Source organism: Candidatus Hydrogenedentota bacterium, from assembly GCA_019637335.1.
Taxonomy (GTDB): domain Bacteria; phylum Hydrogenedentota; class Hydrogenedentia; order Hydrogenedentales; family JAEUWI01; genus JAEUWI01.
This window is the reverse complement of the sequence record JAHBVV010000002.1, coordinates 77,362-91,920: the sequence shown is the minus strand read 5'-3', so window position 1 is coordinate 91,920 and position 14,559 is coordinate 77,362. Positions and strand designations below refer to the sequence as shown.

The window sequence follows — 14,559 nt, the reverse complement described above, 5'->3', positions numbered from 1 at the left end:
CTCCGTGGGAAGGCGGCGCCCGCCGCTCGGCGGCGTGGGCCGGCAGGGATGCCGGCGCTCCATCGGGGTGGGTGTGGGTTGAACCGGGGCATCGGCCGGATTCGGGGGGGCGTCCATTGTTCTTTTCCCGGTAGGTTGCGGGGTGGCGTCCATTGGTCTTTTCGCGGCAGGGTGCGGGGTTGTGCGGGCGGAGTGTAGCACGGGGCCTTATGTCATTCCTCGCTGTGTCCGCCCCGGTGAGAGGCGGTCATGTTTTCGGGGGTGGCTGCGGCCCGGCCGAAATGCCCTCGTGGGGGAGGGCTCCTTCGGATGCCAGCAGGTAGGGCAGAAGGCTGTGCGCGGGTGTCTGGATCAGGGTGACGCTGCCATTACCATCGACGATCCGCTGTGTTTCCAGGATCTCGAACATCGTCTGTGCCACGTCCGCGTCTTTGGATATCTCCGCCATTGCCCTGCCGATGATCGCCGGGCGCACGGCGGCCGCCTTGCCGAACTCGATGGCGGCCTGGCGCTCCGCGGTGCTGCGGATAATGCTGACCCGGTTGGCCCCGTCCTGCCTGATGGCGGAGGTCACCTGCCTCAGCCGATTCACCACCTTGCTCTCTATCTGGCGTATCATCTCGGGATCGCGGAAGTGGACTTTGCGGATGTAGATGGACCCCAGTTTATAGCCCCACTCGTCCGATTTGGGCGTGACCTCGTCCCGGACGGTCCGGCTCATGGTGTGGCGGTCGACCAGCATCTTTTCCAGCGGGAGGTTGCTCAGGCAGCGAACCGTGGAGTTGCCCACGTTGGCCGCCAGCGACCCGCGCGGGTCTATGTTCTTGAACAGGTAGGCCACGGGATCGCTGATGTACATTTCGTACCAGATGCCGATGCCCATTGGCGCGCCTTCCTCGGAGTTGACCGGCTGGCTGCGCAGGTAGGCCTGATCGAGGCGCATGTCGGTAACGTGGCAGCGCCCCAGCCAACCCACGAGGGGCGCTTTCCACCCCATTCGCGGCCACAGGAAATGGAGCCCGGGATCGTCGAGCGTGGCGATGACCTTGCCAAAGAGAACGTAAACCCGGCACTGGCGCTCCTCCACGATGGCATAGACGCCCAGGATACGCGCCAGCGCCAGCAGCATTGGCTCGGCGATGAGGAGGATGAAGACCGTCACCACGGCGACCAGAAAAGACCCGATCATGACTTCACCTCCGTGATGATGCGCTTTGCGCCGGAGAACAGGGGCAGCTTCACGGTGCGCACATAGGCGCTCATGGCGTCCCCGCCACTTCTCTTGAGCTCCGCCAATTCACCGGCCAGACGAAGCAGCGGCTCGACGTCCGCCTCCGCGTTCAGCGTTTCAATCTCCACCGCGCGCCTGGACTCTACGATGCGCTGGTCCGCCGCGGCGGTCGCGAGGCTGATGTCCGAAGAGACCTGATTGTGGGCCGTGTTGATCGCGGCCAGCGCGGACTCCACTTCGGGCGGAGGGTCGATTTCGGTGATCAGGGAGGCGTCGAGCAGAATGCCGTAACGGGCCTCCGAGCACCTGCATTCCGCGTCCATATGATCGTTCAGGTCCCGCAGGTTCTTGCGCAGATCGTTGATCGATATGCCCTCTACGAGAGCGGCCTCCCCCGCCCCGTCGTCCGCCGCCGCGCCCGGGGCGGTAAACGTTGCAATTCTTTCGCGCAATACGGACACGAAATAACCCATCACATGGGCAATAGGATAGCGCACGCCGAAGATGTACGCGTAGAGGTTCCGTTCGGATACCTGGTACCGTATCTGCCCCGACAGTCCCGTATTGAGTTGATCCTTTGTGACCGCTTCCAACACGGTCCCATCGCGGTTCGCCGAGGGTGATTCGGGATCGTAGGCCATACTCGCCGTCTCGGTGGCGATCGAAACCTTGTGTATCCGCTCCCAGGGCCACTTGAAATACGGCCCCCCCGGCCCGATGACCCGAACCTGCGGATAGCAGTACCGATCCCGTTCTGATTCACGAAGCGATTCGGAAACCGCGTCGTCGTTGGTGGTCCTGTTCCCGAGGCGCTGCGCACGTCCGAATACGGTCTTAACGGCGCGCTCGTTTGGCCCCACGGTATAGAGCCCCGGGATGAGAAATCGCGCTGTGAACCAAACCATGAGCCCAAGCATCAGTCCCGCTGCAATCTCCATATCGGCTCCCTTTCGTTGGCGCGAACGTGTGAAAATATTCTCAGGCTGGATCGCGCGAAGCGCGACTCATTTTGTGCGATGTAGCTCCCCGTTCACAATCTTCTATCCATCGACATCCTGCCCGATCGCAATCGCTCTGATGAGTTCCGCGAGTTCTGACACAGTGTAGAACTTGCCGTCGATTTTCTTGTGAAGCATTGCATGGCAATTTGGACAAACAGGTATTAAGTCCTTTACATAGTCGATTTTGTAGCTCTTACCAATGGTATGTAATGGCGTGATGTGGTGAACGTGGATGAATTCTTTGCCAAGCTCACCGTATTTTTCTTCGAAATTAAAATTGCAAACTTTGCAGGAATGACCGTGTTCCTTTATGCATCTCGCTCTGGCAACAGAACTACGTTCGTACTTGTTGACGGCAACCTGCTTTCTTAGACCTTCAATTCTTAGCAAGAATCCCAAACATGACACATCACAAGTCATTGATGGGAAAATGTTTAGCGGCAAGATAGCCAGGACGCCGCACTCGGACTTCACACGCGCGATCACACCAAGCTGCCCTGTCCGTCCTCGGCGCAACTTCGACCCTTTTAGCGCGTGTCCAAAGCGAACCGACTTCCCCGAAGCGCTGGCCCGGGCTCAGCTGCTTGGGGGCTTCGGCCCAAACACGCCGCCTCAAATCAGTCGTCATAACTCAATTTCTTCTCTGTGTTCTTTGTGCCCTTTGTGGCTGCAAATCCAATCCCCCGCCCGCCGTAACCGCGCGTCGCGCCCTGGATCGTCTCCTTTGCGTCTTTGCGCCCTCGCATGAATTTCAATCCTTCTCCAACCTCTTTCCTTCGTGATCTTCGTGCCCTTCGTGGTGATCGTTTCCCTGGTTGCGGCCAGAGGCTGCCTTGTGGCTACACGCGGGCTAATGCATTCCGAGGAGCTTCCGGGCGTTGTCGCGGTAGATTTTCGCCTGCACATCCTCAGGAAGCTCAAAACTGTCGAGGATTTCGAACTGGCGAACGGCCTGGCCGGGTTCGAGGTAGTCCGTGCCGAAGAGGAGGCGATCGGCGTACTTGAGGCAGAAGGCCTTGCCGTGTTCCGGGTCGCGGGCGAGCGCGTTGGACCCGCTGCCGGCGGAAAGGTCGCCGTAGATGTTGGGGTAGGTGTCGAAGAGTCGTCCGACGGCCCCGCCAGGGGCGACGTCGCCCTTGGGGTAGCCCTGCAGCTCGCCTTGTTCGAGGCCGCCGCTGATGGAGGCCCACCAGCCGGTCGCGTGGCCGATGAAGACGCCTTCCGGGATCACTTTGAGGACCGCCTCGACGCCGGGCAGGCCGGGCGCGTCGGTGTTGCGGCTGTTGTCGAGGTGGAAGAGGACCGGGAAGCCGATTTCGGCGCAGGCGTTGAAGAGATCGAGGTTGCGCGGGTCATCCATGGGGACGCCGGGCTTGTGCTCGCCGAAACCCTGGCAGCCGGCGTCCTGGTATTTGCGGAGCAGGTCGCGTTTGCCCTGGGCGCTGAGGTTGATGGTGCGCGGATCGACGGAGCAGAAGGGAATCAGCCGGTCCCGGTGGGGTTTCGTCTGATCGAGGACATAGTCCGTGGTGAGCGGGTGGTCCCAGGATTCGGGGTTGATGAGCGGCAGGACCACCGCCTGGGCGATGTCGTGCTCGTCCATCCAGGCGAGGAGGAGGTCGGCGGTGAGCGGTTGCTTGACGCCCCACTCCTGACCGAGGTGGGTGTGAATGTCGACGTATTTCCCCGGGGGGAAGGTGCTCGCGGACGCGCCGCGGGAAGGGCGGGCGGCGGCGAGCAACGCGGCGCCGGCCGCGAGGGCGCCGCGGTGGAAGGCGCGTCGGGTGATGGTTGTGTTGGTGTTCATGTGGACTTCCTCCCTGCGGTATCCCGTGGCATGTAGCGGGTACTGTAGCGGAAGGGGTGGGCGCGGCGCATCCCGATAGTCGTGGAGGGGCGGCTTTGCGAGCGGCTCCGTATACCGGATTCAACTTTCCACGGTCAGATGGGCATCGGTTCGCAGTTCCGGTTCCACAACGATCCGAATGCCATGCCCCAGCGCGACGAGATAACCGCAAAGTTCGTCAATCGTGACATCATCGAAGTCAACCGCACGAAGTTGTGACATGCGCTCATAGGTGCAGCCCGCCATTTTGGCGAGTTGGCGGTCGCTGAGGTTACGATCCCGGCCAATTTGAAATATCCGGCCGACCAGTTCGCACCTGGCGGTTTCATGCTCGGCGTTCGGGATATCAAGCGCCTCGAAAATGTTCGTGACCACCTCAAACTTTGTAGGTTCAGGCACATTCGTTTCGGGCATTTTATTCCTTCTCCATTGCTAGAGCGTCTCGCAGCCGCCTTCCAATCAATTCTAAGTCCCTGGGTGAAATTCCAATGCCGCTCTTCGATTTTTTGTGAAACACGTGCAGTAAGTATACCTTATCATGAATCGCCACCGTGTAGACCGCCCTATACGCCTCTTTGTCGTGGGAGATTCGGATTTCCTGGACAGGCGCCCTGAATCCCTGAAGATATTTTGTGTTCTTTGGGGTGTCGCCTGTCTGGACGAGCATCAGGGCGCGGCCAATTTTCTGTCTTATTTCCACCGGAAGCGCTCGAATAATCTGCCTGGTGTCTCCCGCGCAAACCAGAACTTTGAGTTCGTCCTTCATGGCCCGCCCCTTTTCGTTTACAAGCCTGGTTGAAGAAAAACGTGAACCGCCCTGGACACGGGGTCCAGGGCGGTGTTCTGCGTGTCTTGAATTGTGTTCGTTCGCGCCATTTCCGCGCTGAACGCTGTGGCCGTCGGCCTATGAACTGATGGACATGAGATAGGCGATCAAATCGGCCATTTGCTGTTGGTCGATGCCGGCTTCGAGGCCTTCGGGCATCAGGGAAAGATCGGCGCTTTCGATTTTCTCGATGTTAACGCGGAGGATGGTGTCGGAGGCGCCACCGGCGCGGGTGAGGGTGATGCTGGTGGCGGTTTCAGAGGAGATGAGTCCGCTGAAGGTCTCCCAGTCGGTGGTTTCGACAGTGAAATTGACGTAGGCGGGGTTGATCTCCCGGTTGGGGTCGAGGATGTTGAGCAGGATGGCTTCGGGACCGCGCGTTCCGATGGCGGCGAGGTCCGGGCCGACCGCGAAGCCCTGGCCTTCCATGACGTGGCACTGGCTGCACTGCTCCATGTAGATGGCGCGGCCGCGATCAACATCGCCCTGCATTTTCAGCGCGGGCTCATACGCGGCCACCACCTCGTCGCGCGCCGTGGGCTGTTCGCTGCCGAGCACGGCGGCGGCGCGGGTACGGATGGCCTCGTCGGGGTGGTTGACGAGGAAGTGGATCCGGTTGGAGTCGAGGCTGCGCGCGGAGAAGGCGCCGGATTCGACGCCCGCGATGAGCGCTTCAACCCAGGACTTGCGGGAGAAGAGCGTCTCGATGGCCTCGTTGCGGACCGCCGGGCTGAACGCGGCGAACTGCTCCATGATGATGGCGGCGCCCTGGGGATTGTCGTAGCCGCCCACGGTCTTGATGGCCGCGATCTGAACGTCGCTGGTGGACTGGCCCGCGAGTATCTCGCCGAGGAGCGGGAGGGTGTCGCCGGCGGGCGCGAAGGCCAGGTTGCCGATGGCGGCAATACGATCCTCCGGCTTCACTTCGGGGTCCGCCGCGGCGGTTCGCGCACTGGCGATCATGCTGTCGAGCAGGCCTTTGGCCTGGGTGGACCCCGCGAGCACTTCGGGCGCGATGGCGCCGCGCCCGCCGAGTTGCATGCCGTTGATCATGCCGCGGACGGCGGCCTGGGCCAGAGCGGCCTCGGATTCGGGAAGCCCGTCAATGCTGGCGACGGCGGAGGCGAGCGTTTCCCGGGATCCGGTGGCGCCGGCGTACTTCGCGAGCTCCTGCACGAGGCCGGGCGCGGAGCCGTGCGCGCGGAAGGCGTCGTTTGCGAGCACGAGGCGGAGGGCATCCTCGGCCCCGGTGTAGAGCGAGCTATTGACGGCGAGCACGATCCATTCGTTGTCGAGATTATTCAGGAGGACGTTCGCGAGGGCCTCGTTCCGTTTGGCGCCGACCGCGGCGCCCAGGCTGAAGGCGGCCTGGTAGCGGATCTGGGGAACGCTATCGCCCGCCTGCGCGACGATGGCGTCCAGCAATTCGGCGTCGCTCTCCAGGAAGGCCTCCGAGAGACGGATGGCGTGCTCGCGAACCTTGGGCGAGGCGTCCTGGAGGGCGGCGGCGACATCGTCGCGGTTGAGGGCGGCGAGACCATCAAGCCCGTAGAGCGCGCGGATGCGGCCTTCCGGGCGGGCGCCCCCGGTGACGAGCGCGCGCAGGGCCGGCACGGCGGCCTGGTCCTGCTGTTCATAGAGGAGGCGGGCTGCCGTTTCGCGATGCCAGCCGTTGGCGTGGTCAAGCGTCCGCACGAGTTCCTCGGTGGTGGCCTCGTCGAGGCGGGGCAGCGGGCGCTGCTGGAAGTTTTCGGGGACGACGCGGTAGATGCGGCCCCTGTCGCGCCCACTGGTGAGGTCCAGGTGCTGCTTGATAATCGGAGGCAGGCTGGCGGGGTGCTCGATGACCTCGCGGTACATGTCCATCACGTAGAACGCGCCGTCGGGCGCATTGGCAAACTGGGAGGGGCGGAACCAGATGTCGCTGGAGCGGAGGAACTCCGTGTTCTCGTCGGCGCGGCGGGCGACAAGTTCGATGTTGCTTTCGTCGAGGACCTTGCGGTGCATGAGGTTGCTGCCGACATCGCCGATGAACGCGTTGCCGTAGTACTCGGCCGGCCAGGCGTCGCCCCGGTAGATGGTGACGCCGGTGGCGCCGGTGAAGTAGCCCGCCGGCTGGCCGCCGCCTTCGACAATGCCGGGGACGATGCCCTTGGCCCGGAGCCGGGTGCGGACGACGCGCCAGGGCTCCACCGGGCTACTGCGGTAGACGGTGGCGGCGGGGCCGTCGGCGGCGATGCTGCGCCGGGCGCCGGGGGCGGCGAGGTAGGGGTTGCGGGCGAGGTAGTGATCGTCGAACATGATCTGCTGGATGTGGTCGCTGTTCGAGCTGACGAAGCGCCGCCCCCAGGGATCCATGCTCATGCCGTGCTGCCCCCCGCCGCTGATCGGGATGATGGCGCGGGACTTGGGCTCAATCTTGAAGTCGCGGCCGCGCAGGGCGATCGGGAGCGCGGCGGGGTCGTTGCCGGGTTTCAGATCCGCGCCGGAGGTGCTTGTGGCGCCGTAGATATGGTTGTCGAGCCCCCACTTAAAGGTGTTGACGAGGCCCTGGACGTTCTTGAGGCTGAACCCGGTATAGACCACTTCGCGGACATCCGCGATGCCGTCGCCGGTGGTGTCCTTGCAGTACAGGAGATCCGGGGGCACACCAACGAAGACGCCGCCGTCGTAGCAGGTGACCGCGGTGGGCCAGGCGAGATCGCTGACGTATACGGATCGCTTGTCGAAGACCCCGTCTTCGTCGGTGTCTTCAAGCATGGCGATGAGGCCGCGGCGCTCCTCGTATTCCTCGGAGTAGTCGCGCATTTCAACGACGAACATGCGCCCCCGCTCGTCGAACGCGATGGCGATGGGGTCGGCCACGAGGGGTTCCGCGGCGACGAGCTCCACCCGAAAGCCGGGGTGGACCTCGAAGGTGTTCAGCGCGTCTTCCGGCGAAAGCGGGGCAATGCGGGGGAGTTCCGCGGCGTAGTCGCGGTCGAGGCTGTCGTCCGCGGCGTCCTGTGCGGGGGCGGCGGCGGCGCCGAAGAGGGATACGGCGGCGGCCAGCGCGAGGCGTCCGCCAAACGCGCGAATTGAGTTCGAATACGGCATCGGGATCTCCATGCGATGTTTCGACCGGCCCGCGCGCGCTTGCAACGGTGCGGGGGGCCGGTGGAGGTGGGCGTTCGGCGGAATCGCGCCGGACGGGGCTCATTACAGTCGGGTAGTATCCGAATTGGGCGCGGCGGAATGCAAACTGAAGGCCGGCGTGCGGGCCTTCGCGGCGGGCGGGCTGGGGTTGCGCGAGGGGTATGGGTGCGGCTAGCATGGGGCGTATGGACATTCAACCGTATATCGAGCGCGCGCGGGCGGCTTGCGAGCGCGCGCGGGCGTCGTACGCGCGGTGCCACCAGTACGTGAGCCACGACATCTGGCATATTGGCAAGCCGGGCGAGGCGATCCCCGAGGGCTTCCTGGTAAAACAGCTGCGGGTCGGGATACTGCTGTTCAAGGGCATGTTCGAGGAGTCCTTGCTGCTGCGGGCTTCGGCGCTGACGTTTACGACGCTGCTGTTTCTCGTGCCGTTTCTGGTGTTCATGTTCTCATTTATCCAGACCTTTAACCTGGGGGATCACATCTACGGGCAGGTATCGGACTGGATCGACGGCCACATCACAAAGGCGATGGAGGTGGTTCAGGTGGTAAAGGGCGGGGAAGAGGACGGCGAGCCCGCCCCCGCCGATCTGTATGAATCGCCCGAGCCCGTCATTCCCCGCGCGGAATCGGAGGGCGATCCGGCCACCGCGCAAGCCGCAAATGCCGCCATTGCCGTGGAGGGCGGGGACGCCGTGGACGCCCCGGAGGGCGGGGACTCGATCCCGACGGAGGATGACCAGCAACTGGTGAACGATATCTTGAAGACGATGTTCCCCACGATGACCGTGGACATGGACGAAGGGGAATACTTTGATCCGGTTGGGTTCCTCGTGGGCATGGTGGAGGAGCGGGCGACGGACGTGCGTACGCTGGGGCTTACGGGCCTGATGTACGTATTGATTACGGTGCTCGGGCTGATGCGAAACGTGGAGTGGGCGTTCAACCAGATCTGGGGGGTATCGGAAACCCGGAAACTCCTGCGCACCCTGAGCGATTACGTGATGATTACGCTGCTGCTTCCCGTGGTCGCTGCGGTGATGCTCGGCATCACGGCGGCGCTGACAACGAACGAATCGCTGGGTTCGCTCTCCATCGTGTTGCGGGGCAGCCAGGTGCTTATCATCTCGTTGACGTTTGCCCTGCTCTATTATTTTGTGCCGAACACCACGGTTCAGCCGCGTTGCGCGCTGGCGGGCGGCTTGCTCGCGGGCATTGCCTGGACGGCGACGGCGTGGGCGTATGTGACGTTCAACGTGGGCCTCGCGAAGTACACGTTTTTCTTTTCGGCGTTTGCCCTGGTGCCCATGTTGCTCGCGTGGATTTATGTGAGTTGGGCAATTCTGCTTTTCGGGGCGCTGGTGACGTTTGCGTATCAGAACGAGAAGACGTTCGCGCTGGAGCGGCTGGCGGGGAAGGCGAGCTTCGCGTACCGCGAGGCGGTGGCGGTGCGCATCATGATCGCGATGGCGCGGCGCTATGCGGCCGGGCAACCGGCCCTGTCGGCGGCGGACATGGCGGAGTCGTGGAACGTGCCCACGCGGCTGGTGCACGACGCGCTGGAGACCTTGTCGAAGGCCGGGCTTGTTTCGGTGTGCGCGACGGAGCCGGCGACGTATCTGCCCAGCCGTGCGGCGGACACCATTGCGGTGGTGGAGGTGTTAAACGCGCTGCGCGAGGCGGGCGAAGATCCGTCGGCCCTGCGCAGCGAGGACGCCTACGAGGATGTGTATGCGGCGCTGGGCGCGCCCGGAACGGATATACGTTCGGCGACGATCGCCGGGCTTGCGGCCCGGGAGGCCTGACGCGTGCTGCTGGCGGGGAAGAACGCGATTGTCACCGGCGCGGGGCGCGGAATCGGCCGGGCGATCGCGCTGGCCCTTGCGGAGCAGGGTTGCAACATCGCGGAAACAGCACGGACGGACCGTTAATATATGAGGAAGCGCGGCAAAGGATCGCGGACATTCGTGTCTGCGGCAACGTGAGCCCACCTCAAAGAGTTCTCCTTCCCCCCGCCAAAACCACCGCGCAAGGAAAGTGGCACAGCTCCATGACGCGCCGGAGGCGGGCGTCCCGGCTGTGTTCAGCGCCCAAAGGCGCAACTGTAGGATATCCGTCCCGGCTGTCCAGGCGCCGGAGGCGCCATACGCGGTCAGCCATAGCACCCGACGCAATGCACGCTCAGGACGCGCAGCCAGCCCACAGTCTAACCACATTGCCCAGCACTACAACAGAAGCCCGGACCAATGGGAGCGCGGGCGGCCCGCCCGCAACGCGCCGGAGGCGCGCAAAAGATCGCGGACATTCTTGTCTGCGGCAACGTGAGCCCACCTCAAAGAGTTCTCCTTCCCCCGCCAAAACCACCGCGCAAGGAAAGTGGCACAACTCCATGACGCGCCGGAGGCGGGCGTCCCGGCTGTGTTCAGCGCCCAAAGGCGCAACTGTAGGATAGCCGTCCCGGCTGTCCAGGCGCCGGAGGCGCCATACGCGGTCAGCCATAGCACCCGACGCAATGCACGCTCAGGACGCGCAGCCAGCCCACAATCTAACCACATTACCCAGCACTACAACAGAAGCCCGGAACAATGGGAGCGCGGGCGGCCCGCCCGCAACGCGCCGGAGGCGCGCAAAGGATCGCGGACATTCCGCGGCAGGGCGAGCGCGAGACATCTCGTGATCGACGTCTACGTAAAGAGGCGCGGGTCCCAAATGCTTTCCGCTCCGGGGGACGCCGGGAATCCATTCCAAACCTCTTACGGCACGTTATTTTCCGAGCACCCGTTGCAGCGGACACGCCTACGGTCCGCCGAGGCGGAATTTCCACGATCCTGCTATTCACGCCCGTCTTGACCGAGAATCGCCTCCAAGGCGGTGGGTGCTTCATTCCGCTACTCCCTTCATTCGTGCCCAATCCCGGTTAGAACATATCGAATTCGTTCTCTATCCGTGCCATCCGTGTAATCCGTGGTCACAACTCCTGATCGCGGCCAGCCGCCGCTCCCGGCGCATTCGTGTGCATTGGTGTCCATTCGTGGTTAAAAGTCCGCCCTCGTTCAAGTGTCCTGGTCCGTCCGCGCACAATAACACCCTATGCGCTCTCTGCGGTCAAAGCTCTTCTCTGTTCTTCTTCGTGCCCTTCGTGCTGATCCCTTCTTTGGCTGCGGCCAGAGGCTGCCCTATGTAATCCGTGGTCAAGAATCCAGATCGCGGCCAAACGCCGCGCTGAGTCCATTCGCGTTCACTCGCGGTCCAAACGAATCTTTTGTGTTCTCTGTGCCCTTTGTGGCCCCGATCCAATCCCCCCCGCGCATCGACCCCGCATCCCGACTCGGCTCAATTCCATACCCCTTGGCATGCCCCCCTTCAAAAACTTCCTCTCTTCGTACCCTTCGTGCCCTTCGTGGTGATCAATTCCTCGGATGCGGCCATAGGCTGCTCTAAGGAACCCGCACCACACTCTATCAACGTCCTTGCTACCCAAAAACAATTCCTGGCCAATTCCGACCAAGCCGCCGTGGATCCAAAATCACCGCAATCCATCAACACCCGCCAACGTGGCTTAGCCTTCCAGGCTGAGACAGCGCGAGCGGCGCCTACGAACGGCCCATTTATGCCGTGATCACAGCCTCGAATTCCCAAAGCGAGACGGTCCTTTCTTCTCTTCATTCGTGTCCATTCGCGTTAATTCGCGGTTGAAAACCTCATCTGCTTCAGACGCCTGAACTGTTACGCGGAATGAAGCTCCCACCGGTGTGAAAGCGCGTCTCGATCAAGACATGCGTGAATCGAAGGATCGCGTACATCCTGTCTGCGGCAAAGCAGGCCCGCAACTCACACGGACCGTGACCCGGCACGAAAAGCCCGGACCGTTGGGAGCACGGGCCGAAGATGCGCCGTGGAGGACGGCCCACCCGCACCCCGACCTCCAAGCCTGCCAAAGCCCCGCAAGAAATCCACCCCCCGGCCACGCTATACTACCCGTCAAACCCCGCACAAGAAGGCCGCTACCCATGCATTCCGATATTCTGTTTCGAGAAGACCAGCAATTCCGCCAGCCCCTGCTCTGGATCATCCTGCTCGTCGTCTCCTCGTTTTGCATCGGAACCATCGCCTGGATGATCAACCGCCAGGTCATCCAGGGCAACCCCTTCGGCGAGGACGCCATGTCCAACACCCAGATGATCGCCCTCGGCGGCGCTATCATCCTCCTCAACCTCGGCTTCCTCGCCTTCATCGCCTCGCTCAAACTACAGACCGAAGTCGCCCGGCAAGGCCTCTTCATCCGGTTCCGCCCCATCCACCGGCGCACCCGCCAGATCGACCTCGGCGGCGTCACCGCCGTCAACGCCGTCCAATACCGCCCCGCCATGGAATACGGCGGCTGGGGGATACGCTGGACCCGAAACGGCAAAGCCTACAACGTCTCCGGCGATCTCGGCGTCCGCATTGACTACGAAAACGGGCGCCACCTGCTCATCGGAACCCGGCATCCCGACGCCCTCAAGCAGGCCATTGACCAGTGCATGAACCCGGGCCCCGACGCCTGACCCCCAACCCAGAAGGAAGCCAGCACATGCGACTAGTCCGGATCGGAGCCGCCGCCATCTCCGTGAAAGTGGGGGATTTCGCCTGGAACACCGGGCGGCTGCGCGCCGCCATTGAGGCCGCCCGCGAACAGGGCGTCCATCTCCTGGTCACCCCCGAGCTCGGCATCTCGGGCTACAGCCTGGAAGACCGAATCAGCTGGCCCGACATCGCGCGACACAGCTGGGCGAACCTCGTCGAACTCGCCGAATCCTGCAAGGACATTGCCGTATTCGCCGGCCTCCCCGTCCGCATCGGCGCGCTGACCTACAACGCCGCCGCGCTCATCGCCGCCGGGCGCGTACAGGGCCTCGTGCTCAAGAAGCACCTGCCCATGTACAGCATCTTCTACGAAAGCCGCAACTACACGAAGTGGGAGGGAGGCGTCACCCGGATTAACGGCGTGCCCGCCGGCGACCTCGTATTCGACCTCCCCTTCGGCATGGTCTCCGCCGAAATCTGCGAGGACCTCTGGTCCCCGTCTTCGCCCGCACACGAACGCGTCCGCGCCGGCGCCGAAATCATCTGCAACCCCAGCGCCTCGCCCTTTCTGCCGGGCAAGAACGAAGAGCGCAAGCGCCTCATCACCCAGAGCGCCGGCAGCCTCAAATCCGTCTACGCCTACGCCAATCTACTCGGCTGCGACAACAGCCGGCTTGTCTTCGACGGCGGCGGGATCATCGCCGATCCCGAAGGCGTCGTCGCCGCCGGCCCCATCCTCTCGGAGCAATCCTGGACCCTCACCACCGGCGTCGTCGACCTCGAAAACCTCGCGCGCCTCCGCGGCGAAAACACCACCTGGCGCGAAGGCGCCGCCGGAAAACAAACCGGCGCCGTCGAAATTGTGCAGGTCTCCGGCCTGCCCTTCTCCCAGGCCCCCGTCGCAGATTTTGCGGACGCCCTGCCGAGAAGCTTTTACGTCGCCGATCCCGCCCCGCGCGAGCGTTCCCGCAACCCCGCCCTCGACCAGCTCTTCGATGCGCTCTCCCTCGGCCTTCGCGACTACTTCGAAAAGGTGGGCGCCTTCGAGCGCATGCTAATCGCCCTTTCCGGCGGGCGCGACAGCGCGCTCTGCCTACTCATCGCCGTCCAGGCCGCGAAATGGCTCAAGGAAGGCGACGCCACTTCGGACTTCGCCCGGCGCGTGAGCGCCATCTACCTGCCCAACGCGAAATACAGCTCCCAGGCCACGGAAAAGGCCGCGCGCGCCCTCGCCGAGGAACTCGGCGTCCCCTTCAAGCTCGCCAGTATCGACGCGGAATCGAAAATCGCCCTCGAAAAACAGGAGGAGATCCTCGGCGCGTCTTCCGCGATTCACCCCCTGGCCAAACAGAACCTCCAGGCTCGGGTCCGCGGAGCCATGATGCTCAACTGGGCCAACAGCGCGGCCGGGCTCGTCCTCGTCACCTCCAACCTCAGCGAGATGGCCGTCGGATACAGCACCACCGGCGGTGACAACCAGGGCGGCTACTCGCCGATCGCAAACGTGCCCAAAACCCTCGTCTCCGAGCTCCTCGCCTATATCGCCGATCGCGATGGCATCCGTTCACTCAAGGACATCCTCGCCATTCCGCCCAGCGCCGAACTCGCCGCCAACCAGACCGACGAAGAGGACCTCATGCCCTACGCCGTCCTGGACGACCTCCTTTACCTCTACGCCCGCCGCCGCATGTCCCTGGCCGACTGCTGGCGCGTCGCCTGCAAGCGCCACCCGGATCGCGACCCCGAGCAAATGCGCGCCTGGACCAGCGACTTCGCCCGCCGCTTCGCCGCAAACCAGTGGAAACGCGACCAGCACCCCGTCGCACTCAAGGTGATGGACCTCGATCTTGACCCGAAAACAGGCTTCCGTTTCCCCGTAACCCAGAGCATACAATACGAACTCGACGACCTGGCCGCCGCGCGCCTGCGCTGATCGGCCGCGCGGCCGGAA

At 63.4% G+C, this 14,559-nt stretch carries 11 protein-coding genes; 4 read left to right on the top strand and 7 right to left on the bottom strand.

Annotated features, from left to right (window positions below):
- Positions 1-247 precede the first annotated feature (247 nt).
- The 7 genes from KF886_03975 to KF886_03945 form a co-directional block, all read right to left on the bottom strand.
- Positions 248-1,189, bottom strand: coding sequence for an SPFH/Band 7/PHB domain protein (locus tag KF886_03975; GenBank protein ID MBX3176495.1), 942 nt, complete (start codon positions 1,187-1,189; stop codon positions 248-250).
- Positions 1,186-2,169 carry an SPFH domain-containing protein gene (locus KF886_03970; GenBank protein MBX3176494.1) on the bottom strand — a complete coding sequence of 328 codons (984 nt, stop codon included), beginning with the start codon at positions 2,167-2,169 and terminating at the stop codon, positions 1,186-1,188. Before KF886_03970 ends, KF886_03975 begins: the two co-directional genes overlap by 4 nt.
- Before the next feature lie 102 nt (positions 2,170-2,271).
- The gene (locus tag KF886_03965; GenBank protein MBX3176493.1) at positions 2,272-2,652 is read right to left on the bottom strand and encodes an HNH endonuclease; all 381 of its coding nucleotides are present in this window, start codon (positions 2,650-2,652) and stop codon (positions 2,272-2,274) included.
- A 430-nt stretch (positions 2,653-3,082) separates the two neighbouring features.
- Positions 3,083-4,039 carry an amidohydrolase family protein gene (locus KF886_03960; GenBank protein MBX3176492.1) on the bottom strand — a complete coding sequence of 319 codons (957 nt, stop codon included), beginning with the start codon at positions 4,037-4,039 and terminating at the stop codon, positions 3,083-3,085.
- Positions 4,040-4,159: 120 nt separating this feature from the next.
- Positions 4,160-4,492, bottom strand: coding sequence for an XRE family transcriptional regulator (locus KF886_03955; GenBank protein MBX3176491.1), 333 nt, complete (start codon positions 4,490-4,492; stop codon positions 4,160-4,162).
- A 1-nt stretch (position 4,493) separates the two neighbouring features.
- Positions 4,494-4,844, bottom strand: coding sequence for a type II toxin-antitoxin system RelE/ParE family toxin (locus KF886_03950; GenBank protein MBX3176490.1), 351 nt, complete (start codon positions 4,842-4,844; stop codon positions 4,494-4,496).
- Between the two features lie 138 nt (positions 4,845-4,982).
- On the bottom strand, positions 4,983-8,000 hold the full coding sequence (locus tag KF886_03945) for a c-type cytochrome (protein ID MBX3176489.1): 3,018 nt from the start codon (positions 7,998-8,000) through the stop codon (positions 4,983-4,985).
- A gap of 224 nt (positions 8,001-8,224) precedes the next feature.
- Between KF886_03945 and KF886_03940 the strand changes: the two genes are divergently transcribed.
- From KF886_03940 to nadE, 4 genes are all read left to right on the top strand, one after another.
- Positions 8,225-9,847: a YihY family inner membrane protein gene (locus KF886_03940; GenBank protein MBX3176488.1), complete on the top strand. Its 1,623-nt coding sequence runs from the start codon at positions 8,225-8,227 to the stop codon at positions 9,845-9,847.
- A gap of 3 nt (positions 9,848-9,850) precedes the next feature.
- A complete protein-coding gene (locus tag KF886_03935; GenBank protein ID MBX3176487.1) occupies positions 9,851-9,973 on the top strand; it encodes an SDR family NAD(P)-dependent oxidoreductase in 123 nt (40 codons plus the stop codon).
- Between the two features lie 2,079 nt (positions 9,974-12,052).
- Positions 12,053-12,589 carry a hypothetical protein gene (locus tag KF886_03930; GenBank protein MBX3176486.1) on the top strand — a complete coding sequence of 179 codons (537 nt, stop codon included), beginning with the start codon at positions 12,053-12,055 and terminating at the stop codon, positions 12,587-12,589.
- 26 nt (positions 12,590-12,615) lie between these two features.
- On the top strand, positions 12,616-14,541 hold the full coding sequence (gene nadE, locus KF886_03925; protein ID MBX3176485.1) for an NAD(+) synthase: 1,926 nt from the start codon (positions 12,616-12,618) through the stop codon (positions 14,539-14,541).
- The last annotated feature ends 18 nt before the right edge of the window (positions 14,542-14,559 follow it).

What these genes read in the sequence shown, in the direction of transcription:
- KF886_03955 (MBX3176491.1), bottom strand. Translation starts at nt 4,492, where the DNA reads ATGCCCGAAACGAATGTGCCTGAACCTACAAAGTTTGAGGTGGTCACG.
- KF886_03965 (MBX3176493.1), bottom strand. Translation starts at nt 2,652, where the DNA reads ATGACTTGTGATGTGTCATGTTTGGGATTCTTGCTAAGAATTGAAGGT.
- KF886_03960 (MBX3176492.1), bottom strand. Translation starts at nt 4,039, where the DNA reads ATGAACACCAACACAACCATCACCCGACGCGCCTTCCACCGCGGCGCC.
- nadE (MBX3176485.1), top strand. Translation starts at nt 12,616, where the DNA reads ATGCGACTAGTCCGGATCGGAGCCGCCGCCATCTCCGTGAAAGTGGGG.
- KF886_03930 (MBX3176486.1), top strand. Translation starts at nt 12,053, where the DNA reads ATGCATTCCGATATTCTGTTTCGAGAAGACCAGCAATTCCGCCAGCCC.
- KF886_03940 (MBX3176488.1), top strand. Translation starts at nt 8,225, where the DNA reads ATGGACATTCAACCGTATATCGAGCGCGCGCGGGCGGCTTGCGAGCGC.
- KF886_03950 (MBX3176490.1), bottom strand. Translation starts at nt 4,844, where the DNA reads ATGAAGGACGAACTCAAAGTTCTGGTTTGCGCGGGAGACACCAGGCAG.
- KF886_03945 (MBX3176489.1), bottom strand. Translation starts at nt 8,000, where the DNA reads ATGCCGTATTCGAACTCAATTCGCGCGTTTGGCGGACGCCTCGCGCTG.
- KF886_03970 (MBX3176494.1), bottom strand. Translation starts at nt 2,169, where the DNA reads ATGGAGATTGCAGCGGGACTGATGCTTGGGCTCATGGTTTGGTTCACA.
- KF886_03975 (MBX3176495.1), bottom strand. Translation starts at nt 1,189, where the DNA reads ATGATCGGGTCTTTTCTGGTCGCCGTGGTGACGGTCTTCATCCTCCTC.